The sequence below is a fragment of the Pararhizobium sp. DWP1-1-3 genome (assembly GCF_049896125.1).
Classification (GTDB): domain Bacteria; phylum Pseudomonadota; class Alphaproteobacteria; order Rhizobiales; family Rhizobiaceae; genus Pararhizobium.
In genome coordinates this window covers 44,503-67,352 of the sequence record NZ_JAFCTR010000014.1, presented here as the reverse complement: position 1 = coordinate 67,352, position 22,850 = coordinate 44,503, and the positions used below count along the sequence as shown (strand labels likewise).

At 61.0% G+C, this 22,850-nt stretch carries 17 protein-coding genes; 15 read left to right on the top strand and 2 right to left on the bottom strand.

What is annotated here, in order from left to right:
- Positions 1–6: 6 nt before the first annotated feature.
- Both ACP7BS_RS23340 and ACP7BS_RS23335 read left to right on the top strand, forming a co-directional pair.
- The gene (locus ACP7BS_RS23340; RefSeq protein WP_426240005.1) at positions 7–2,310 is read left to right on the top strand and encodes an ATP-binding protein; all 2,304 of its coding nucleotides are present in this window, start codon (positions 7–9) and stop codon (positions 2,308–2,310) included.
- 93 nt (positions 2,311–2,403) lie between these two features.
- Entirely contained in the window at positions 2,404–3,282 is an 879-nt protein-coding gene (locus tag ACP7BS_RS23335) for a GNAT family N-acetyltransferase (protein ID WP_426240004.1), read from the top strand.
- Between the two features lie 199 nt (positions 3,283–3,481).
- Here the strand turns inward: ACP7BS_RS23335 and ACP7BS_RS23330 are convergent, their stop codons facing one another.
- On the bottom strand, positions 3,482–5,767 hold the full coding sequence (locus ACP7BS_RS23330; protein ID WP_426231144.1) for an NADP-dependent malic enzyme: 2,286 nt from the start codon (positions 5,765–5,767) through the stop codon (positions 3,482–3,484).
- Between the two features lie 102 nt (positions 5,768–5,869).
- Between ACP7BS_RS23330 and mutS the strand changes: the two genes are divergently transcribed.
- The 3 genes from mutS to murJ all read left to right on the top strand — a co-directional run bounded on the left by mutS (position 5,870) and on the right by murJ (position 13,144).
- Positions 5,870–8,611: a DNA mismatch repair protein MutS gene (gene mutS, locus ACP7BS_RS23325; RefSeq protein WP_426240003.1), complete on the top strand. Its 2,742-nt coding sequence runs from the start codon at positions 5,870–5,872 to the stop codon at positions 8,609–8,611.
- Between the two features lie 97 nt (positions 8,612–8,708).
- Complete coding sequence (locus ACP7BS_RS23320) at positions 8,709–11,555, top strand: [protein-PII] uridylyltransferase (protein ID WP_426240002.1); 2,847 nt, start codon at positions 8,709–8,711, stop codon at positions 11,553–11,555.
- A complete protein-coding gene (murJ, locus tag ACP7BS_RS23315; RefSeq protein ID WP_426240001.1) occupies positions 11,552–13,144 on the top strand; it encodes a murein biosynthesis integral membrane protein MurJ in 1,593 nt (530 codons plus the stop codon). The genes ACP7BS_RS23320 and murJ overlap by 4 nt, the downstream gene beginning before the upstream one ends.
- A gap of 15 nt (positions 13,145–13,159) precedes the next feature.
- Here the strand turns inward: murJ and ACP7BS_RS23310 are convergent, their stop codons facing one another.
- Entirely contained in the window at positions 13,160–13,642 is a 483-nt protein-coding gene (locus ACP7BS_RS23310; protein ID WP_426240000.1) for a YcbK family protein, read from the bottom strand.
- 417 nt (positions 13,643–14,059) lie between these two features.
- Here ACP7BS_RS23310 and trpS point away from each other — a divergent pair, with 417 nt between their 5' ends.
- The 10 genes from trpS to ACP7BS_RS23260 all read left to right on the top strand — a co-directional run bounded on the left by trpS (position 14,060) and on the right by ACP7BS_RS23260 (position 22,796).
- Positions 14,060–15,127 carry a tryptophan--tRNA ligase gene (gene trpS / locus ACP7BS_RS23305; protein WP_426239999.1) on the top strand — a complete coding sequence of 356 codons (1,068 nt, stop codon included), beginning with the start codon at positions 14,060–14,062 and terminating at the stop codon, positions 15,125–15,127.
- Between the two features lie 53 nt (positions 15,128–15,180).
- Positions 15,181–15,672, top strand: a complete 492-nt coding sequence (locus tag ACP7BS_RS23300) for a universal stress protein (protein WP_037104521.1) — start codon at positions 15,181–15,183, stop codon at positions 15,670–15,672.
- Positions 15,673–15,827: 155 nt separating this feature from the next.
- The gene (locus tag ACP7BS_RS23295) at positions 15,828–16,394 is read left to right on the top strand and encodes a NifU family protein (protein ID WP_113313971.1); all 567 of its coding nucleotides are present in this window, start codon (positions 15,828–15,830) and stop codon (positions 16,392–16,394) included.
- A 46-nt stretch (positions 16,395–16,440) separates the two neighbouring features.
- Entirely contained in the window at positions 16,441–17,106 is a 666-nt protein-coding gene (tsaB, locus tag ACP7BS_RS23290) for a tRNA (adenosine(37)-N6)-threonylcarbamoyltransferase complex dimerization subunit type 1 TsaB (protein ID WP_426239998.1), read from the top strand.
- Position 17,107: 1 nt separating this feature from the next.
- On the top strand, positions 17,108–17,620 hold the full coding sequence (locus tag ACP7BS_RS23285) for a GNAT family N-acetyltransferase (RefSeq protein ID WP_426239997.1): 513 nt from the start codon (positions 17,108–17,110) through the stop codon (positions 17,618–17,620).
- A 147-nt stretch (positions 17,621–17,767) separates the two neighbouring features.
- Positions 17,768–18,556, top strand: coding sequence for a lysophospholipid acyltransferase family protein (locus ACP7BS_RS23280; protein WP_426239996.1), 789 nt, complete (start codon positions 17,768–17,770; stop codon positions 18,554–18,556).
- A 60-nt stretch (positions 18,557–18,616) separates the two neighbouring features.
- Positions 18,617–20,017: a tRNA (N6-isopentenyl adenosine(37)-C2)-methylthiotransferase MiaB gene (gene miaB, locus ACP7BS_RS23275; protein WP_426239995.1), complete on the top strand. Its 1,401-nt coding sequence runs from the start codon at positions 18,617–18,619 to the stop codon at positions 20,015–20,017.
- Between the two features lie 29 nt (positions 20,018–20,046).
- Positions 20,047–21,102: a PhoH family protein gene (locus ACP7BS_RS23270; RefSeq protein ID WP_426231154.1), complete on the top strand. Its 1,056-nt coding sequence runs from the start codon at positions 20,047–20,049 to the stop codon at positions 21,100–21,102.
- Between the two features lie 20 nt (positions 21,103–21,122).
- A complete protein-coding gene (gene ybeY, locus ACP7BS_RS23265) occupies positions 21,123–21,629 on the top strand; it encodes an rRNA maturation RNase YbeY (protein ID WP_426239994.1) in 507 nt (168 codons plus the stop codon).
- Positions 21,630–21,641: 12 nt separating this feature from the next.
- Positions 21,642–22,796: a transporter associated domain-containing protein gene (locus ACP7BS_RS23260; RefSeq protein WP_426239993.1), complete on the top strand. Its 1,155-nt coding sequence runs from the start codon at positions 21,642–21,644 to the stop codon at positions 22,794–22,796.
- Positions 22,797–22,850: the final 54 nt, after the last annotated feature.

Sequence of the window (22,850 nt, the reverse complement as noted above, 5' to 3'; positions counted from 1 at the left end):
AGCGTCATGAGCGACCTGCCAAACCTGAGAAAACGGATTGCCACCGAATTCAGCGCGCCGAAGCGTACGCTGAACAACAGGCGTGTATCCAAGGCGCCCCTTGCCGATGATCCGCATTCGCTGGATCCGGAGGATGGCTTCAATGCTTCCAAGGAGCGTTATCCGGCGCTGAAACCGGCCTTGGCCGGCACCGGTCTTCTGGGTTCTGCCGCCATTCTCGGCACCGGCATCGACGCCGGGTTCTATCTGCTTTCGGCCGGTCTTGCCGTTGCCGGCGTCACCGGCGCCGCCCTGTTGCTCAAGGATTGGTACGGATCCAGCGTCAGGCCCGCCGCCGCCAAGGGACGTGTCCGGGAAGAAAAAGCCAGCGATAGCCGCTGGGAGCGCAGCGAGACGTCGCAGCTTCTGTCCACCATCCACGACGCGCTCGGCGATATCGCCATCATTCGCGAACCGGGCGGCAAGATCGTCCAGGCCAATTCGGTGTTTTGCCGGCTGACCGGATGGCTGAAGCCGGAAGGCCGGACCTGCGAGGCGCTCGGGATCGAATTCGAACCGGCATCGGCCCCCGATCGCTACCGAGTCCGCATCTTGACCGATGCGGGGTCAAAAATATTCGACTGGCATGATGTGATCGCCCGCGAGCCGGCAAGCGGTGTCTTCATGCTGCACAGTATCGCCCGCGACGTCACCGAGGAAAGCCGGATCGCCCGCGAAAGCGAGGAGGCGCGCCGCCGCGCCGAACGCGCAAGCCAGGCGAAGTCGAGATTGCTGGCGACCGTCAGCCACGAAATCCGCACGCCGCTGTCGGGCATTCTCGGCATGAGCCATCTCATCAGCCAGACGCGGCTGACGAGCGAGCAGAAGAACTATCTCGCCGGGATGCGTGAATCGGGCCATGCGCTGGTGCAACTGGTTGACGATCTGCTCGATTTTTCGTCGATTGAGGCTGGCAGGTTCCAATTGCGCCCAACGCCGGAACCCTTGCGGGAAACAATCGAGAGCGTTGTCGAGATGCTGTCGCACCGGGCCCATGAAAAGGGTATCGAGATCGGCGCCACCATTGCCGCGGATGTGCCGGGCCTGATGGATTTCGACGCGGCCCGTCTGCGACAGGTTTTGTTCAACGTCATCGGCAATGCTGTCAAATTCACTCATGCTGGCGGTGTGCTCGTCAGTGCCGCGCTGGAACGCGAAATGATCGTCATCAGCATCGATGACAGCGGTCCAGGCATGACCGCCCAGGAACAGGCGCGGATATTCGACGAGTTCGAGCAAGCGGGCGCCAGCGCCCAGCGCGCCGGCGGCGCCGGCCTCGGCCTCGCCATCTCGCGCCGGATCATGGAGGAATTTGGCGGCTCCCTGACGCTTTCCAGCGTTCCCGCCCAAGGCAGCACGTTTGAAATCCGCTTCCCCGCCCTTGGGTGCGATCTCGCCAACGCCTCCCTCGCCAGAAAAGACGTGCTGGGCATGTCCCGTGTTCTGGTCATGGCACCGGCCGGTCCGGCATCCGCAGCGCTGTCTGCGACGATCCTGACGCTCGGCGGCTTCTGCGAACGCGCCGGAACGATAGAGGATGCGCAAGCCGCCGCTGTGCGGGCGATGTCAACGGGGATGCCCCTGACCGACATCATCGTCGATCATCGCCACGCTGCGCAGTTCCGCCGCCTGCTGGCGCAGATGCCCGGCCTCGAACACCAGAAGCTTCGCAAGACCTATCTGATCAATCCGGAAGAGCGCAACGGCCGGCAGATCAACCAGATGGACGGTTACCATGCCTGGCTGATCAGGCCGCTGCGGGAAAAGTCGCTGGTCGAGGTGCTGCGCGGCCGCATGAAAGGAATGGAAGTGCGCGATGCGATTAACGACAACCGCCCGATGCTGCGTGAGGTCCCCGCACTGCGCCAGATGCCGGGCCAAGGCGGCGTGCTTCTCGCCGAGGATGATCCGATCAATGCCCTGATGGTGCGTTCCGTGCTGGAGCGGGCGGGCCACACCGTTCGGGTCGTCGATGATTTCGCTGCGCTTGCCGTCACCTTGTTCGATGCGCCGGCTGCCGTGCGTATCGCGCCGGAGTTGATCATCAGCGATCTGAACATGCCGGGCGGTGATGGGCTGTCGATGCTGGAGCGCCTGCGCCAGCATGAGCGCCAGTCCGGCAGCAGACCCGTCCCGGTCATCATCCTGACGTCCGATACGCAACTCGAGACGCGGCAGAAACTCATGGCTGCCGGAGCAAACGCCGTGCTGTCGAAACCCGCCGATCCGAAGGCGCTGACCGCAGAGATCAATCGCCTGCTCGCTCCGTGATTTCCACTGTTTTCTTGGCTCGCCGATGTCACTATCCTGTCGCAGAAACATGGTTTAAGCCGGACAGGTTCAAAGCGACTAGGATGACGTACGATGACAATCGAAACTCTGGATATGGTTGTGGCGGTTGAACAGCCGCAGACCCGTGTCCGGGGCGTCAATGCCCCGGCGCATGACATACTCGGCCGTATCGGCAACCTTGAGACACGGCTGGCCCGCAACGCGTCCGAGATCGATGCCGCGCAGGCTGTCCGATACCGGGTCTTCGTCGAGGAGATGAAGGCGCAGATTCCCCAGGACGCCGATCGCCGCAAACGCGACGCAGATGCCTGGGATCTGGTCTGCGATCACCTCTTGGTTCTCGATACGTCCATCGAAGGCGATCCCGAAGACCAGATCGTCGGAACCTATCGCCTGCTTCGCCAGGACATCGCTGCCCGTACCGGTGGTTTTTATTCGGCTTCGGAGTTTTCGGTTGGATCGCTGCTGGAGCGCCATCCGGACAAGAAGTTCATGGAACTCGGGCGTTCCTGCGTCCTGCCGGAATACCGCACCAAGCGCACCGTCGAACTTCTGTGGCAGGGCAACTGGGCCTATGCGCTGAAATACGGCGTCGATGCCATGTTCGGCTGCGGCTCGTTTCCAGGCGTCATTCCTGAAGAGCACGCATTGGCTCTGTCCTTCCTGCACCACAACATGGTCGTGCGCGGTGAGTGGGACGTGTCTGCCCGCCCGGAACTCTACCGCACCATGGACCTGATGCCGGTCGAAGCCATCAACATGCGCAAGGCGCTTGCCGCTTTGCCGCCGCTGATCAAGGGTTACATGCGTCTGGGCGCCATGGTCGGCGACGGTGCCGTGGTCGATCACGCTTTCCGCACCACCGACGTGCTGATCGTTTTGCCGATCACCAATATTTCCGGCCGCTACCTGAACTATTACGGCGCCGACGCTGGCCGTTTCGCAAGCTGAATGCTCGGGCGCAAAGGTTACCGAGAGTTAACTTGACACAGTTTAGCTAATGCTAATACAAATCGCATGTTGATGGAGGCTTTTGATAAGTGTTCCGATGCTGTGTATCGAGTATTGATCTTGGCTGTTTTAAATCAAGTCTGATATTGCGCGAAATGAAACCCGCCTCGGTATTTTCCAAGGCGGGTTTTCATTTGGCTCAACTGTTGGCGTTATGTGCCGCAAGTGCTGCCATGTTGACGATGTCGGAATCCTTGGCGGACATCGAGACAATCTGGACCGATTTGTCGAGGCCGACGAGCAGCGGGCCTATAACGGTCGCTCCACCGAGTTCCTGAAGCATCTTTGTCGAGATCGATGCCGAATGGAATGCCGGCATGACCAGCACATTGGCCGGTCCGGACAGGCGGCAGAACGGATACTGTTCCATCACCTTGGCGTTCAGCGCCACATCCGCCGCCATCTCGCCGTCATACTCGAAATCGACGCGGCGTTTGTCGAGGAGCTTGACCGCTTCGCGCACCCGCTCCGAACGCTCTCCGGAGGGATGGCCAAAGGTCGAATAGGCGAGCAATGCGACGCGCGGCACATAGCCGAGGCGGCGTGCAAGGCCTGCGGCCTCTTCTGCGATGTCGGCCAGTTCATCCGCAGACGGCATGTCGTGAACTGCGGTATCCGCAACCAGCACCGTCCGGCCGCGGCAGAGCGCCAGCGACACGCCGATCACCCGGTGGCCGGGTTTTGGATCGATACAGCGGCGAACGTCGTCCAGTGCCGTGGAATAGTTGCGGGTAATGCCCGTCACCATGCCATCGGCGTCGCCCAGTGCCACCATGCAGGCGGCGAAGTGGTTGCGGTCGTTGTTGATCAGCCGCTGTGCATCGCGAAACAGGTAACCCTGCCGCTGCAGGCGAGCATAAAGATAATCGGTATAGGCACCGGTGCGCTTGGAAATGCGGGCATTGACGAGCTGGATGCCGGGCCGGTCGAGATCGATGCCTTCGCGCTCCGCCGTTTCGCGCATCCGGTCTTCCCGGCCAAGCAGCATGGCGGTGCCGAGTTCCTGGTTGGCGTATGCAAGCGCCGAACGCATCATCTGCACCTCTTCGCCTTCGGCAAAGACGATCCGCTTCGGCTGGCGGCGAACGCGCTCGTAGATACGCTGCAGCGTCGAGGCGATCGGGTCGCGGCGGGCCGACAGCTGCCGTCCATAGGCGGCGAGATCGGGGATCTGCTTGCGGGCAACGCCGCTCTCCATCGCAGCCTTGGCGACGGCCACAGGGATGGCCGAGATCAGGCGCGGATCGAAAGGCACGGGGATGATATATTGCGGCCCGAAACGCGGCCGGTTGCCCTGGTAGGCGGCGGCGACGTCGTCCGGCACGTCTTCCTTGGCGAGACTTGCCAGCGCCTGGGCCGCGGCAATCTTCATTTCCTCGTTGATCGTCGAGGCATGCACGTCTAGCGCGCCGCGGAAGATGTAGGGAAAGCCGAGAACATTGTTGACCTGGTTGGGATAGTCGGAGCGTCCGGTCGCCATGATCGCGTCGTCACGGATGCGGGCGACTTCTTCCGGGGTGATCTCCGGATCGGGATTGGCCATCGCGAAGATGATCGGCCGGTCCGCCATCGAGCGGATCATTTCCTCCGACAGCGCGCCCTTTTGTGAAAGACCGAAAACAACGTCGGCGCCATCCATGGCTTCCGTCAGGGTGCGGCGATCTGTTTTCACCGCGTGCGCCGATTTCCACTGGTTCATGCCCTCGGTGCGGCCCTGATAGATCACGCCCTTGGTGTCGCAAAGAATGATGTTGGCGGGGTTGAAGCCCATCGACTTGATCAGCTCGATACAGGCGATTGCCGCTGCACCGGCGCCATTGCAGACCAGCTTGGTCGTCTTGAAGTCGCGCCCGGTCAGCGTCAGCGCGTTGATCAGGCCGGCGGCTGCGATGATCGCAGTGCCGTGCTGGTCGTCATGAAAGACCGGGATATCCATCACTTCGCGCAGCCTCTGCTCGATGATGAAACATTCCGGTGCCTTGATATCCTCCAGATTGATGCCGCCGAAGGATGGGCCGAGGAACCGCACGCAATTGATGAACTCGTCGACATTTTCGGTATCGACTTCAAGGTCGATCGAATCGACATCGGCAAACCGCTTGAAGAGCACGGATTTGCCCTCCATCACCGGTTTGGAAGCGAGTGCGCCGAGATTGCCGAGGCCCAGAATGGCCGTACCGTTGGAAATGACGGCCACCATGTTGCCGCGGGTCGTGTAGTCATAGGCCTTGGAGGGATCGGCGGCGATCGCCTTGACCGGAACGGCGACCCCTGGCGAATAGGCAAGCGATAGATCGCGCTGCGTCGCCATCGGTTTGGTCGGCGAAATCTCCAGTTTCCCAGGCCGCCCCTGGGAATGGAAATCCAGCGCTTCCTGATCCGTAACGCTGGTCGTGCTGCGACCGGGCTTGTCGTTTGCGGGCATAAGTCCTCCAACCTTTTGTGGGCGACGGCTCTCCTCAGCCGCTTTGGTGTTGTCTTCTATAAACGCGCATGGATAGTGTGGCACCACTTTTTTGGAACCAGCATGACTTTTGTAGCCGAGCCAATCACCCGCCCTCCCGAGGTTCTGACCGCCGCTCAACTGGCGACGGAGGAAAGCCGCGCCACGGCCACGCCGATGATGGAACAGTTCATCGAGATCAAGGCGAACAATCCGGATTCGATCCTGTTTTACCGGATGGGCGATTTCTACGAGCTGTTCTTCCAGGATGCGGTCGAAGCATCGCGGGCGCTCGGGATCACGTTGACCCGGCGTGGCCAGCATCTCGGTCAGGATATCCCGATGTGCGGCGTGCCGGTCCACGCGGCCGACGATTATCTACAGAAGCTGATCGGTCTCGGCTTTCGCGTCGCCGTCTGCGAACAGGTCGAAGACCCGGCGGAAGCCAAGAAGCGCGGCGGAAAATCGGTGGTCAAACGCGATGTCGTGCGCCTCGTCACGCCGGGCACGATCACCGAAGACAAATTGCTGTCGCCATTCGAATCCAACTACTTGATGGCGCTCGCCCGCGTTCGCGGCACGGAGCCGGCGATCGCGCTTGCCTGGATCGATATTTCCACCGGCGTCTTCCGGCTGGCCGAGACCACCGAGACGCGGCTGCTCGCCGATATCCTGCGCATCGAGCCGCGCGAGCTGATCCTGGCCGATACGGTCTTTCATGACCCGGAGATGCGTCCGGTCATCGATGTTCTCGGCCGCATCGCGGTTCCGCAACCGGCCGTGCTGTTCGATAGCGCCACGGCGGAAAACCGCGTCACCCGCTATTATGGCGTCAAGACACTCGACGGCTTCGGCAGCTTTTCGCGCGCCGAACTCGCCGCTGCGTCTGCCGCAATCTCCTATGTCGAAAAGACCCAGTTTGCCGAACGTCCGCCTTTGGGTGCGCCGGAACGCGAAAGTGCGGCCTCGACACTGTTCATCGATCCCGCCACCCGCACCAATCTCGAACTGGTGAAAACCCAGTCCGGCGATCGAAACGGTACGCTGTTGAAGGCGCTGGATCGTACCGTCACCGGCGGCGGCGCTCGCCTGCTTGCCGAACGGCTGATGTCGCCGCTGACGGATCCCGAGCGGATCAACGCCCGGCTCGATTCCATCTCCGCACTTGCCGAACAGCCGTCGTTCTGCAGCGACCTGCGGGCCGCGCTGAAACACGTGCCAGACATGCCGCGCGCTTTGTCGCGCCTGTCGCTCGGCCGTGGCGGTCCACGTGATCTCGGCAGCATCCTTGCGGGATGTCAGTCTGCAATCGAAGTTGCCGGCCTGCTCGGCCGCGGCGATCTTTCGCAAGAGCTGGGTGCCGCCCGTCAAGCGGTCAGCGCGCTGCCGCAGGATATGGTCGTAGAACTGGCGGCCATTCTCGGCGATGAGCTGCCGCTGTTGAAACGTGACGGCGGTTTCCTGCGCGATGGCGCCAGCGCCGAACTCGACGAGATGCGGGCGCTGCGCGACCAGTCGCGCCGGGTAATCGCCGGGCTGCAGCTCGACTATGCAGAAGAAACCGGCATCAAGTCGCTGAAGATCAAGTACAACAATGTGCTCGGCTATTTCATCGAGGTGACCCAGGGCAATGCCGGGCCGATGACCGATACCCCGGAGGCCAAGGCCCGCTTCATCCATCGCCAGACCATGGCCAATGCCATGCGCTTCACCACGACGGCACTCTCCGATCTCGAAACCAAGATTGCCAATGCAGCCGACCGGGCGCTGACCATCGAGCTCGAAGCCTTCGACAGGCTGTCGGCCATGGTCGTGGCGCAAGCCGAAGCGATCAAGGCGGCAGCGCTTGCGCTGGCCGTCGTGGACGTGTCGGCAGGTCTGGCAACGCTTGCCGAGGAACAGGCCTATTGCCGTCCGCTGGTCGATATGTCGAAAATGTTTGCCATCGATGGTGGCCGCCACCCGGTCGTCGAACAGGCGCTGCGCCGCCAGTCGGGTGCAGCCTTTGTCGCCAATGCCTGCGATCTGTCGCCGCATGACGGCGAGGGCGATGGCGCTATCTGGCTTTTGACCGGTCCCAATATGGGCGGTAAATCGACGTTCCTGCGCCAGAACGCCCTGATCGCCATCATGGCGCAGATGGGTGCGTTCGTGCCCGCCACATCGGCTCATATAGGCATCGTTGACCGGCTGTTCTCGCGCGTCGGCGCGTCCGATGATCTCGCCCGTGGCCGCTCGACTTTCATGGTCGAAATGGTCGAGACGGCGGCGATCCTCAATCAGGCGACCGATCGTTCGCTCGTCATCCTCGACGAAATCGGCCGCGGTACCGCCACCTTCGACGGCCTGTCGATTGCCTGGGCCTCGGTCGAGCATCTGCATGAGGGCAACCGTTGCCGCGGATTGTTCGCCACGCATTTCCACGAATTGACGGTCCTGTCCGAAAAGCTCGAGCGCCTGTCGAATGCCACCATGCGCGTCAAGGAATGGGATGGCGACGTCATCTTCCTGCATGAAGTCGGACCCGGTGCTGCCGATCGTTCCTACGGCATCCAGGTCGCGCGCCTTGCCGGCCTGCCCGCCTCCGTCGTTGCGCGTGCCAAGGATGTGCTGGCAAAACTCGAAGATGCCGACCGCAAGAACCCGGCCAGCCAGCTGATCGACGACCTGCCGCTGTTCCAGGTGGCCATCCGCCGCGAGGAGCGCGTCAAGGCCGGTCCATCCAAGGTGGAAGAAGCTTTGAAAAGCCTCAATCCCGATGATATGACGCCACGGGAGGCCATGGATGCGCTCTACGCGTTGAAGAAACAACTTGGCAATTCTTGACCGCTACAGTCCTGTCCATTCTCGGACAAAAGGTCTATAGCGCATGCAAAAGCAGCGGCTCGCCGAGCCTGCCGGACAGGAAGACGGTCGGCCTTTGATGACCATACATGAGACGTCATTTCCCGATATCCTGAATGTCGCGGCACTCAGGGCCAAGTGCAGTTTCATCGCTTCGGCGCATGCGGAACACCGCGACATGATGCGTCAGGCGCTGCTGGCAGCGTTCAAGCAAGCCAATCTGGCCGGCCGTGAAAAGGCCCATGAACTGTTGCTCAAGGATGGCAGCGGGCTGAAATGCTCCGAGCGGATTTCCTGGCTGCAGGACCAGCTGATCACCGTCCTGCATGATTTCGTCCTCAACGAGGTTTTCAACGCCGCCAACGCGCAGCCGTGGACACGCATCTCCGTCACCGCAGTCGGCGGTTATGGCCGCGGCACGCTGGCGCCGGGGTCGGATATAGACCTTCTTTTCCTGCTGCCGGTGAAGAAGGCCGTCTGGGCCGAGCCCGCCATCGAATTCATGCTCTATATCCTGTGGGATCTCGGATTCAAGGTTGGGCATGCAACGCGGACGATCGAAGAGTGCATCCGGCTGTCGCGCGGCGACATGACCATCCGCACCGCCATCCTCGAAACCCGCTATATCTGCGGCTCGAAGGAGCTGGCCGACGAGCTTGAGACCCGCTTCGATACCGAGATCGTCAAGAATACCGGCCCCGACTTCATCGCCGCCAAGCTTGCCGAGCGTGACGAGCGCCACCGCAAGGCTGGCGACACGCGCTATCTGGTCGAGCCGAACGTCAAGGAAGGCAAGGGCGGCCTGCGTGATATCCACACGCTGTTCTGGATCGCCAAATATTTCTACCGGGTGAAGGATTCTGCCGATCTGATCAAGCTCGGCGTGCTGTCGCGTCAGGAATATCAGCTTTTCCAGAAGGCCGACGATTTCCTCTGGGCGGTGCGCTGCCATATGCACTTCCTGACCGGCAAGGCGGAAGAGCGGCTGTCCTTCGATATTCAGCGCGAGATTGCCGAAAGCCTCGGCTATCACGACCACCCCGGCATGACCGCCGTGGAGCGCTTCATGAAGCACTATTTCCTGGTCGCCAAGAGTGTCGGCGATCTCACCCGTATCTTCTGTGCGGCACTGGAAGACCAGCAGGCCAAGCAGCTTCCGGGCTTCACCGCCGCGCTCAGCCGCTTCACCCACCGCATCCGCAAGATCGCCGGCACCCTGGAATTCGTCGATGACGGCGGCCGTATCGCGCTGGCAAGCCCGGATATTTTCAAGCGCGACCCGATAAACCTGATCCGCATCTTCCACGTGGCCGATATCAACGGCTTGGAGTTCCATCCCGCCGCCTTGAAGCAGGTCACCCGGTCGCTCGGCCTGATCACCCCCGCGGTGCGCGACAATGAAGAAGCCAACCGGCTGTTCATGTCGATGCTGACCTCGCGCCGCGATCCGGAGCTGATCCTGCGACGGATGAACGAAGCCGGTGTGCTCGGCCGCTTCATCCCTGAATTCGGCAAGATCGTCTCGCTGATGCAGTTCAACATGTATCACCACTATACCGTTGACGAGCATCTGCTGCGCGCCGTCGATGTGTTGTCACGGATCGATCAGGGCCGTGACGAGGAACTGCATCCACTGGCCGTCAAGCTGATGCCGGGCGTCGAGGATCGCACCGCCTTGTTCGTTGCGGTTCTTCTGCACGACGTCGCCAAGGGCCGTCCGGAAGATCATTCGACTGCCGGTGCCAAGGTTGCCCGAAAACTCTGCCCGCGCTTTGGCATGACGCCCAAGCAGACCGAAACGGTGGCGTGGCTGATCGAAGAGCATTTGACCATGTCGATGGTCGCACAGACGCGGGACCTCAACGACCGCAAGACGATCATCGATTTTACCGAAAAGGTTCAATCGCTCGACCGCCTGAAGATGCTTTTGATCCTGACCATCGCCGATATCCGTGCCGTCGGGCCCGGTGTGTGGAACGGCTGGAAGGGCCAGCTGCTGCGCACGCTGTACTACGAGACTGAACTGCTTTTGTCCGGCGGTTTTTCCGATCTGCCGCGCAAGGAGCGTGCGGCGCATGCGGCCGATGTGCTGTTTGAGGCTCTGTCCGACTGGAGCCAGAAGGATCGTGAGACCTATACCAAGCTGCACTACCAGCCTTATCTGCTGTCGGTGCCGCTCGAAGACCAGCTGCGCCATGCCCGCTTCATTCGCGAGGCCGACAAGACCGGCCGTGCTTTGGCAACGATGGTGCGCACGCACCAGTTCCACGCCATCACCGAGATCACCATCCTGTCGCCGGACCATCCGCGTTTGCTTGCCGTCATCGCGGGCGCCTGTGCCGCCGCCGGGGCCAATATCGTCGATGCGCAGATTTTCACCACCTCCGACGGCCGGGCGCTGGATACGATCCTGATCACCCGCGAGTTTCCGGTCGATGACGACGAGATGCGCCGGGCGGGGAATATCGGCAAGATGATCGAGGACGTGCTGTCGGGCAAGAAGCGCCTGCCGGAAGTGATCGCCAGCCGCACGAAACACCGCAAGCGCAACAGGGCGTTCACGGTGCCGCCGGCCGTCACCATCAGCAACAGCCTGTCGAACAAGTTCACCGTCATCGAGGTCGAGTGCCTCGATCGCACCGGCCTGTTGTCGGAGGTCACCGCCGTGCTCTCCGACCTGTCGCTCGATATCGCCTCGGCGCATATCACCACTTTTGGGGAGAAGGTCATCGACACGTTCTATGTCACCGACCTTGTCGGCCAGAAGATCACCAATGAGAGCCGGCAGAGTAATATCGTCGCGCGGCTGAAGGCCGTGATGTCGGACGAGGCGGACGAGATGCGCGACCGCATGCCCTCCGGCATGATCGCGCCGCAGCACACGCGCTCCGTCACCGGTGCTAAAAAATCCAAGGCAGAATCATGAGCCTCGTCAAGAAATTCATGACCGTCGGCGGCGCCACGCTCGGCAGCCGCATCTTCGGTTTCGCCCGTGAAATGCTGATGGCGGCGGCACTTGGGACCGGCCCGATGGCCGATGTCTTTTATGCGGCGTTCCGGTTCCCCAACCTGTTCCGCCGCCTCTTTGCCGAAGGCGCCTTCAACGCCGCCTTCGTGCCGCTGTTTTCCAAGGAGATCGAAGCCAACGGCACGGACGGCGCCAAGCGTTTCTCCGAGGAAGTGTTCGGCGTTCTGTTCACGGTGCTGCTGCTGATCACCATCGCGATGGAACTGTCGATGCCCCTTCTGGTGCGCTTCGTCATCGCGCCCGGTTTTGCCGATGATGCCGAGAAATCAGCTCTCACCGTGCGCATGGCGATGGTGATGTTCCCCTATCTCATGTGCATGTCGCTGACCGCGATGATGAGCGGCATGCTCAATTCGCTGCACCACTTCTTCGCCGCCGCCGTCGCTCCGATTTTCCTCAACGTCGTGATGATCGGCGCCCTGTTTTACGCGCTCTACACCGGTGCCGATCCGTTGGCGACCGCCTGGTATCTGTCCTGGGGCGTCATGGTGGCAGGCGTGCTGCAGCTTGGCGTCGTCTATCTCGGCGTCCTTCATGCCGGCATGAGCATCGGCCTCAGGTTTCCCCGCATCACGCCCAACGTCAAGCGCCTGCTGATCCTGGCGGTCCCAGCTGCCATCACCGGTGGTATCACCCAGATCAACCAGTTGATCGGCCAGGCAATCGCCTCGGCGCAGGATGGTGCCATCGCCGCGCTGCAATATGCCGACCGTATCTATCAGCTTCCGCTTGGTGTTGTCGGGGTCGCTGTCGGCGTCGTGCTGCTACCGGAACTGTCGCGGGCGCTGAAAGGCGGCCATCTGCGCGAGGCCGGAAACCTGCAGAACCGGTCAATCGAGTTCGTGCTGTTCCTCACCATTCCGGCTGCCATCGCCCTGTGGATTCTCTCCGACGAGATCATTCGGGTGCTGTTCGAACGCGGTGCCTTCCATGCCGGCAATACCGCCGTCGTCGGCTCCATCCTTGCCATATACGGTATCGGCCTGCCGGCCTTCGTGCTGATCAAGGCGCTGCAGCCGGGTTTTTACGCGCGCGAGGATACCAAGACGCCGATGCGCTTCTCGGCCGTTGCCGTTGCTGCCAATTGCGCTCTGGCAATCACGCTGTTTCCCCGCTTGGGTGCGCCGGGCATCGCGGTTGCCGAAGCCACGGCCGGATGGATCAGCACGGTCCTGCTCTTCGTCACGCTGCTGCGGCGCGGTCATCTGATGTGGGAATGGGCGCTGCTGCGCCGCACGGTTCTGCTGATTGTTGCCGCGTCGATCATGGGTGGCGTTCTCTATTATCTGCGCAGTGTGTTCGCCGTCTCATTGGCGTCAGGGTCGCCGTTCTGGACGAAACTGGGTGCGCTCGGAATTTTGATCGGCGTCTCGATGGTCGTCTATTTCGCCGTCGCTTTCCTGATCGGCGGAGCAGACCTGTCGATGATCCGGCGAAACATCAAGCGCAAGGGTGCCGCCAAGACACCGCCGCCAACGGATACGTGAGGCGAGCAGCAGGCTTCAAGCCCGCTTTCCGGAACGGCGCTTGGCGCTGAGGAAGTGGCGTTTCGATTTGCCGCAATAAGTCCACTGGCGCCGGGACCCGGTATCGACATGAATGATACCGTTGCAATAGCGGCCGATACCGCCAATGCCCGGTGCTGTTTTCGCCGCCGCGATGATTGCGCTATCCGAAATACCGGACACGCGGATATCCGCTGCCTGGCAAAACCGGTGCATCGAACCGGAACGGTGTGAGCGCGGCCGGTGGCCGGAGGTGACCAACGGCCGGCGTCCGGTTTTCGCAGCGATATGTGCCAGTATGCCCTCGAGACGCGGGGAAAAGCAGCCGGTTTTGACCGATACGGTCTGGACGGCATAGGCCGTGGTTCTGCTGTGCACGGGAAGCCTCACTTTACGCGGACGGTCGTCCTTGGCTTCGGCGACGGCGAAATTGGAAACGGCGAGCAGGCACGCAAGCGCGAGCGATAGTAGGTTGCGCATGACAATCCTCTTGGCATGGCTCTGCTCGGTGTCCTTTTTGGAGCAGGCCCCATCCAGATGTTGGTTCGCCGCGCTATTGGAGTGCGCAGTACAGCGGAACGAGCTCGGCTGAGAACCTGGTTGCGGTGACAAATTGGTAAATTCATCCGAAATGAAGCAATTTTATGAAATTTTCTTCTTCTAGCTCTAAAGAGCTATGCCGTATTGGCGCCATACTTGTTAATTCTAATGGAATATTAGAGGAAAAAATTCCAAATTGGATCTTTGGTTTCAATATCTTGGCAGGCCGTTCCTCCACTCTGCAGGGAATTTGCCGCCGGCGTCGACCGCACGCCTCTTGATCGCCGCTGTTCCAATGTGCATAAGCCGCCAACAGCAACAGAGGCCGGGCCCTCCACAAGCCCGAATGAGGACACGATGTCAGACTTCAAGCCGCTCGTTTTTTCCGGCGTTCAGCCGACAGGCAATCTCCATCTCGGCAATTATCTCGGCGCGATCCGCAAGTTCGTGGCGCTGCAGGAAAACAACGACTGCATCTATTGCGTCGTTGATCTGCATTCGCTGACCGCACAGCTGGTTCATGACGATTTGCGCAACCAGATCCGCTCGATCGCTGCCGCCTTCATTGCAGCCGGCATCGATCCGAAGAAGCACATCGTCTTCAACCAGTCCGCCGTGCCTCAGCATGCCGAGCTCGCGTGGATTTTCAACTGCGTCGCCCGTATCGGCTGGATGGAGCGGATGACCCAATTCAAGGACAAGTCCGGCGGCAAGAATGCCGAGCAGGTTTCGCTGGGCCTGCTCGCCTATCCGAGCCTGATGGCTGCAGACATTCTCGTGTACCGCGGTACGCATGTGCCGGTCGGCGACGACCAGAAGCAGCATCTGGAGCTCGCCCGCGATATTGCTCAGAAGTTCAACATCGATTTCAGCGACCATATCCGCCGGACCGATTACGGTGTTGATATCAAGGTCGGCGATGAGCCGGTGCATGCCTATTTTCCGATGGTCGAGCCCCTGATCGGCGGTCCGGCGCCGCGCGTCATGTCGCTGCGCGATGGCACCAAGAAGATGTCGAAGTCGGACGCTTCCGACCTGTCGCGCATCAACCTGATGGACGATGCCGAGACGATCTCGAAGAAGATCCGCAAGGCAAAGACCGATCCGGATGCCCTGCCGAGCGAAGTCGATGGCCTGAAGGGCCGCCCGGAAGCCGATAATCTCGTCGGCATCTATGCAGCCCTGTCCGACAAGACCAAGGCCGAGGTGCTCGCAGAATTCGGCGGACAGCAGTTCTCGGTGTTCAAGCCGGCTCTGGTCGATCTGGCGGTCACTGTTCTTGCGCCGATTTCCGGCGAAATGCGCCGCTTGATGGATGACACCACCCATATCGACGGCATCCTGCGTGATGGTGGCGAGCGGGCACGGGCACGGGCGGAAGTGACGATGAAACAGGTCCGGGAAATCGTCGGCTTTCTGCAATAATTCGCCGCAAAAGAAACCTTGCAGCCAAAAATATCGGGTGTAAGAGTCGCCTCATGGTTTCAACGCGACTCTCAAGACTGGAAGGTCACCGCCGCAAATTCATGGCGGTGATCGACGATACCCCGGAATGCGGCCGCGCTGTCCACTATGCCGGCATGCGCGCCAAAAACTCCAATGGCGGTCTTGTTCTGCTTTATGTCATTGCCGACGCAGACTTCCAGCAATGGCTGGGTGTCGAGGGCATCATGCGGGCGGAAGCCCGCGCCGAAGCCGAGGCAACGCTTGCCAAGATCGCCCAGACTGTGCGCGAAACGATCGGGATCGAGCCGGAAATGGTCATCCGTGAAGGTGGCGCAACCGATCAGATCTACAGCCTAATCGAGGAGGATCGCGATATCGCCATCCTCGTGCTGGCCGCCGGTTCCGCCAAGGATGGCCCCGGTCCGCTGGTGTCGTCGATTGCCGGTAAAACTGCGGCTTTCCCGATTCCGGTGACGGTGATACCGGATTTGCTGACGGACGAGGAAATCGACGCGCTGAGCTGAGCCCTGCCGTTAATGCCAGGATCAACGGAATTGATCCTGGGCGGCCGAAACGCTGGCCCACGCATCTTGAAGCCGCCGTCCAAACGGCTTATATTCTTTTGAACAATTCTAAACAGGCTGGTTGAACGCGATCCCGGCCGACGCGGAGCGAAAACATGTTCATCCAGACCGAAGCCACGCCGAACCCCGCCACGCTGAAATTCCTGCCGGGTAAGGTGGTGATGGAAAATGGCACGGCGGAATTCCGCGATGAGGAAGAAGCTGCAGCCGGATCGGCTCTCGCTGCGCGCCTGTTCATGATCCCCGGCGTGACCGGCGTCTATTTCGGCTATGATTTTATCACCGTCACCAAGGAAGCGCAGGAATGGCAGCACCTGAAGCCTGCTATCCTCGGCTCGATCATGGAACATTTCATGTCCGGCCAGCCGGTGATGGCAGTCCATACGCGCGCTGAAGAAAGCGATCAGGACGGCGAGTTCTTCGATGAGGGCGACGAGACCATTGTCGCGACCATCAAGGAATTGCTGGAATCCCGCGTTCGTCCGGCCGTGGCCCAGGATGGTGGCGACATCACCTTCAAGGGTTTTCGCGACGGCACGGTTTTCCTCAACATGAAGGGCGCATGCGCCGGCTGCCCGTCCTCGACGGCAACGTTGAAGCACGGCGTGCAGAACCTTTTGCATCATTTCATCCCCGAAGTGCAGGCGGTCGAAGCCGTCTGAGCGAGCGTTCATCCGTGCCGCGACTATCCATCAAAGTTGAAAAAGCATGATCGTCCTGGCCATCGACACGGCTGGGACGGGTTGTTTTGCTGCGGTTTATGACAGCGGCAACGACATGGTTCTGGCCTCTGCCGGCGCCGATATCGGCCGTGGCCACGCCGAGCAACTGATGGGCTTTATCGATGAGGCGCTGGCGGCCTGTGGCAAGGTACTTGCGGATATCGACCGCATCGCCGTCACCGTCGGCCCCGGTTCCTTCACCGGTATCCGTGTCGGCGTCGCTGCCGCGCGTGGTTTTTCCCTGGCGCTTGGCGTGCCCGCCGTCGGCGTGACAACACTTGCCGCCATCGCCGAATCTGCCCGAGAAACGCATCCGGGACGCGCCATATTGGCGACGATCGATGCCAAGCGCGACGAGCTTTATTGCCAGAGTTTTGAAGCCGACGGCAGGCCGCGCAGTGAAGCGCTGATGCTTGAAATTCCAGAGGCCCAAAGACTGTTTGCCGATTTCGACGGCCTCATCTGCGGCACCGCCACCAGGCATCTGAAGGACAACCCGCCGGAAAACACCGCGCAAACGGATCTGACCGACATCCGTCTTGTCGCCCGCCTGGGTGCCATAGCCGATCCTTCGCGCGGCAAGCCGAGCCCGCTCTATCTGCGGGGTCCCGACGTCAAGTCGCAGGCCGGTTTTGCGGTGGCGCGAGCATAAGATGTCGCTGTCCGACTATTTCGTCCGCAAGCCGGAATTCGAAATCTTCGCCCTGGAAACAGCTGATCTGCCGCAGGCAGCCGCGATCCACAAATCGCGCTTTACCCATGCCTGGAGCGACGGCGAACTGCATTCGCTGCTGATCCAGGACACCGTTTTCGGCTTCATCGCCCGTCAGAACAACGCCTATACGCGACCATTCATTACGCAACCGCTTGTCGGTGGCTTCGTGCTGTCGAGGGTGGCGGGCGGTGAGGCGGAAATCCTGACGATCGGTATCGATCCACGATTTTCGCGCCTCGGTCTTGGTTGGCGTTTGATGCGGGCCGCGTTGCGCGAGGCGCGCGATCAGGCGGCCGAAGCGGTTTTTCTTGAAGTTGACGAGACCAATATTGCCGCCATCGCTCTCTACCGGAAACTCGGCTTTGCCAAGGTTGGTGAGAGACGTGCATATTATCAAGATATTAACGGCGCCAAAACCGGCGCCCTTGTCATGCGTCTCGATCTTGGCTAGCCGTACCCGCTTGACCCGACTGATGTGAAGCGGACCTGGAAGAGAAACGCGCTTGCGCTGCAATCCCCACAGACCATGCAGAGATCACGATAGACGCGGCTCGTTGCGGGTGGCGGCTATGCCGGCCGCCGTGCTGGGAAACAGCGCGTGATCAATTGGCTGCGCGTCACGCTGTGCATGACGATTCTCGTGCTTGCGACCCTTGTCATGGCGCCGGTGCAAATCGTTTTCCTTTGGCTGGACACGCCGCAACGGCGCACGCTGCCGCGCCTCTGGCACCGCTTGGCCTGCCGTCTCGTCGGTATCCGGGTGCGCGTCCACGGTACGCCGGACCGGCAGCGGCCGCTGATGCTGGTATCCAATCACGCCAGCTGGAAGGATATCCTTGTTCTCGGCTCGATCGCCGATGTGGTCTTCGTCGCCAAGTCCGACGTCAAGGCCTGGCCGGTCTTCGGCCTTCTGGCACGCTTGCAGGCAACGATCTTCATCGATCGCGATCAGAAACGCACTACCGGCAATCAGGTCAACGAGATCGGCAAGCGGCTGGCCGACGGCGAGATCGTCGTTCTGTTTCCCGAGGGCACCACATCGGATGGCAACCGGTTGCTGGAGATCAAGACCTCGCTGTTCGGCGCCGCCGCCGCCGCCGTGCCGATGTCGCCAACCGGTGCCGTCCATGTCCAGCCGGTCGCCATCGCTTATACCGGCATTCACGGCATGCCGATGGGCCGTTATCACCGGCCGGTCGCCGCCTGGCCGGGTGACATCGCGCTGGCGCCGCATCTGCTCGGCATCCTCTACGAGGGTGCTGTCGATGTCGATGTGATCTACGGTGAGCAGATCACCTATACGTCGGAGAGCAATCGCAAGGTCGTCAGCCGCCAGGTGGAAAAGAGCATCCGCTCGATGCTGGCTCTCAAGTTGCGCGGCCGCTGACGCAGCCGGGGCAAGGGAAGGGGCTTCAATTTTGGGCCTCGATGCTCTATGGAACCGGGCATGACACAGGAAATCGCCGTTTTATCCGCAAAGCCCGAAATGGCTCTCGAAAGCCCACCGGTCCGCAAGGTCTTTGTGAAGACCTACGGCTGTCAGATGAACGTCTACGATTCCGACCGGATGACGGATGCGCTGGCCAAGGACGGCTATGTCTCGACCGACGTCATGGAAGACGCCGATCTTGTGCTTTTGAATACCTGTCATATCCGCGAGAAGGCCGCCGAGAAGGTCTACTCGGCGCTCGGGCGGTTGCGTGATTTGAAGAAGAAAAAGGCCGGCGAAGGCCGCGAAATGATGATCGGCGTTGCCGGTTGCGTGGCGCAGGCCGAAGGCGACGAAATCCTGCGCCGGGCGCCCGCCGTCGATCTCGTCATTGGCCCGCAAACCTATCACCGGCTTCCCGAAGCTTTGAAGCGCGTCCAGCGCGGTGAGCGGGTTCTGGAAACCGATTATGCCATCGAAGACAAGTTCGAGCACCTGCCGGCGCCTGACAAGGCCAAGACCAAGGCGAGGGGCGTCACCGCATTCCTCACCGTGCAGGAAGGCTGTGACAAGTTCTGCACCTTCTGCGTCGTGCCCTATACGCGCGGCTCCGAAGTGTCCCGGCCGGTTGCTCAGATCGTTGCCGAAGCCCAGAAGCTGGTCGATGCCGGCGTACGCGAAATCACGCTTCTCGGCCAGAACGTCAATGCCTGGCACGGCCTTGGAGCCGATGGCGAAAAGTGGGGGCTGGGCCAACTGCTGCATCGCCTGACCCAGATCGAGGGCCTTGCCCGTCTGCGCTACACCACCAGCCACCCGCGCGACATGGAAGACAGCCTGATCGAGGCCCATCGCGACCTGAAGCAACTGATGCCCTACCTGCATCTGCCGATCCAGTCCGGCTCCAACCGCATCCTCAAGGCGATGAACCGGCGGCACACGACGGCCGAGTACATCGCGCTAATTGCCCGTATCAAGGCAGCCCGGCCCGATCTTGCGCTGTCGGGCGATTTCATTGTCGGTTTTCCCGGCGAGACCGACGAGGACTTCGAGGATACGTTGCGCCTGGTGGAAACCGTTGGTTATGCACAGGCATTTTCGTTCAAGTATTCGACCCGCCCGGGAACGCCCGGCGCCGACCTCGGCGATCAGGTTCCGGAAGACGTCAAGGCCAAGCGATTGGAAAGATTGCAGGCTTTGTTGCTAAAACAGCAAAACGAATTTGCCCAGCAATGTATCGGCAAGACCATCGACCTGCTTCTGGAGAAGCCTGGCCGCATGCCGGGGCAGCTGATCGGCCGTTCGCCCTGGCTCCAGTCGGTGAATGTTGATGCAAACGCATCGCAAATCGGTGACATTGTTTCTGTACGAATCACTGGTGCGGGCCCTAACAGTCTGTTTGCCGAAGTGGTAAGCTGAAGGACCGCTAACTCAAGGAGCCTGACCGCTTGAACGGACACGAATTGGTTTCATCCTCGCCGCGCCAGTCGAAAACATCCGCGACAGACGTCAATCACTTCGTGCTCACATTTGAGAACAACCGGTTCGCCAGCGAGTTGTTTGGCCAGTTCGACCAGAATCTCAAATTGATCGAACAGCGCCTGCATATCGATGCACGGCCGCGCGGCAATTCCGTTTCGATCTCGGGCGAAGTGGTCGCCACCAATCAGGCCCGCCGTGCGCTCGATTATCTCTACGGGCGCCTGCAGAACGGCAGCACCGTTGAATCCTCCGATGTCGAAGGCGCCATCCGCATGGCTGTTGCCGCCGATGACCAGCTACAGTTGCCGACCATGGAAAAGAAAGCCAAGCTGAACCTCGCGCAGATTTCGACGCGCAAAAAGACCGTCGCGGCCCGCACGCCGACGCAGGACGCCTATATGCGCGCGCTGGAGCGGTCCGAGTTGGTGTTCGGTGTTGGTCCGGCCGGCACCGGCAAGACCTATCTGGCGGTGGCACACGCTGCACAGCTTCTGGAGCGCGGCGCGGTTGACCGCATCGTGCTTTCGCGTCCTGCCGTCGAAGCAGGCGAACGCCTCGGCTTCCTGCCCGGCGACATGAAGGACAAGGTCGATCCGTATCTGCGGCCGCTCTACGATGCGCTCTACGACATGATGCCCGGCGACAAGGTCGAACGGGCTATCACTGCCGGTGTCATCGAAATCGCGCCTCTTGCCTTCATGCGCGGACGCACGCTCGCCAATGCCGCCGTCATCCTCGATGAGGCGCAGAACACCACGGCGATGCAGATGAAAATGTTCCTGACGCGTCTTGGCGAAAACGGCCGGATGATTGTCACTGGTGACCCGAGCCAGGTCGATCTGCCGCGCGGCGTCAAGTCCGGCCTTGTCGAGGCCCTGCAGATCCTCAAGGGGGTCGAGGGCGTGTCGGTGGTCCGCTTCAAGGATGTCGACGTTGTCCGCCATCCGATGGTTGCCCGCATCGTTCGTGCCTATGAGGCAACGACCGCCGTGCATGACGAAAGCGAGCAGGGCGACCGCTGAGAGGCGGAAGCAAGCCAATCATGACGAGCCTTGATATCCAGATCAGCGTCGAGGAAGGCCCATGGCCTTCCGAGGCGGACCTTGCGTCGCTCAGCGAGCGCGTCCTTGGCGCGAGCGCCGATTTCCTCACGCGCGAAGAAAAACAACCGTTTCCGAAAATGCCGCCGGAAGTGTCACTGGTCTTTACCGACGACGCCTCCATTCGCGAGATCAACGCGGAATGGCGCAGCCAGGACAAGCCGACCAACGTGCTGTCTTTTCCAGCCTTTCCGGTGACGCCGGGCAAGATGCCGGGGCCGATGCTCGGCGATATCATCCTTGCCCATGAGACGCTGGTGCGCGAGGCCAATGATCTCGGCAAGCCTTTCGACGAGCACCTGACCCATCTCCTGGTGCATGGATTTCTGCATCTTTTCGGTTATGATCACCTCGATGAGAGCGATGCCGAAAGAATGGAGAGCCTGGAGACTCGCATTTTGGCCGGTCTTGGTTTATCTGATCCCTATGGGGACAGCGATCCCGTTTGATAGTTTGGAACAATGAGCGATTTTAGAGCACAGCCGGCCCCGGCTGTAAGAGACGAGGCGGAAGCCTCCAGTCAGGACGAAGCGGGCAGTAGTAGCACCGTCCCGAAACCTGAGAACGGCAAGTCTGGCTCCTCCTTCTGGAGCCGTGCAGCCCGGATCTGGCGTGCGGGCAATGCCTCCAGCCTTCGTGAAGATCTTACCGACGCGTTGATGACTGGTGCGGCCGATGGCGATACGGCTTTTACGCCGGCCGAACGTGCCATGCTCAACAATATTCTGCGTTTCCGTGAGGTCCGTGTCGAGGATGTCATGGTCCCCCGGGCCGATATCGAAGCGGTGGATCTCAGCATAACCATCGCCGAGTTGATGGTCATTTTCGAGGAATCCGGCCGCTCGCGCATGCCGGTCTACAGCGAAAGCCTCGATGACCCGCGCGGCATGGTCCATATCCGCGACCTGCTGTCCTATGTCACCAAACAGGCCCGCAACAAGCGGCGCAACGGCAGCCGTTCAACGGCCAGCGCAACAGCCAGCACGGCGGAAAAGCCGGTTCGCCAGCCTAAAGCCGGGTTCGATCTCGGCCGTATCGATCTGTCAAAGACAGTCGAAGAGGCCGGCATCATCCGCCAGGTCCTGTTCGTGCCGCCGTCCATGCACGCCTCGGATCTGATGCAGCGCATGCAGGCCGCCCGTATTCAGATGGCCCTGGTGATCGACGAATATGGCGGCACCGATGGCCTCGCTTCGCTTGAGGATATCGTCGAAATGGTCGTCGGCGATATCGAAGACGAGCATGACGATGAAGAAGTCATGTTCGCAAAAACCTCCGATGATGTCTTCGTGGCCGATGCCCGCGTCGAACTGGAAGAGATTGCCGCAGCGATCGGACCGGATTTCGATGTGCGCGAGCAGCTGGAGGATGTCGATACGCTCGGTGGCCTGGTCTTTGCAGCACTCGGCCGCATTCCCGCCCGTGGCGAAGTGGTCCAGGCGATCCCCGGTTTCGAGTTCCAGGTTCTGGATGCCGATCCGCGCCGTGTGAAGCGCGTGCGGATCGTTCGAAAGCGTCCACCGGCTCGCCGCCGTCCGGCAAAGGGCGAAGAGGATGTGCCTTTCGAGGCATCACCAACCGCCGAGCCGGAAAAAACACTGCGCGAAACCGGCTGAGCCCCTACGCTCTTCGCCTAAAACGCCGTTTCCAGGCACGACAAGCCGCTGCTT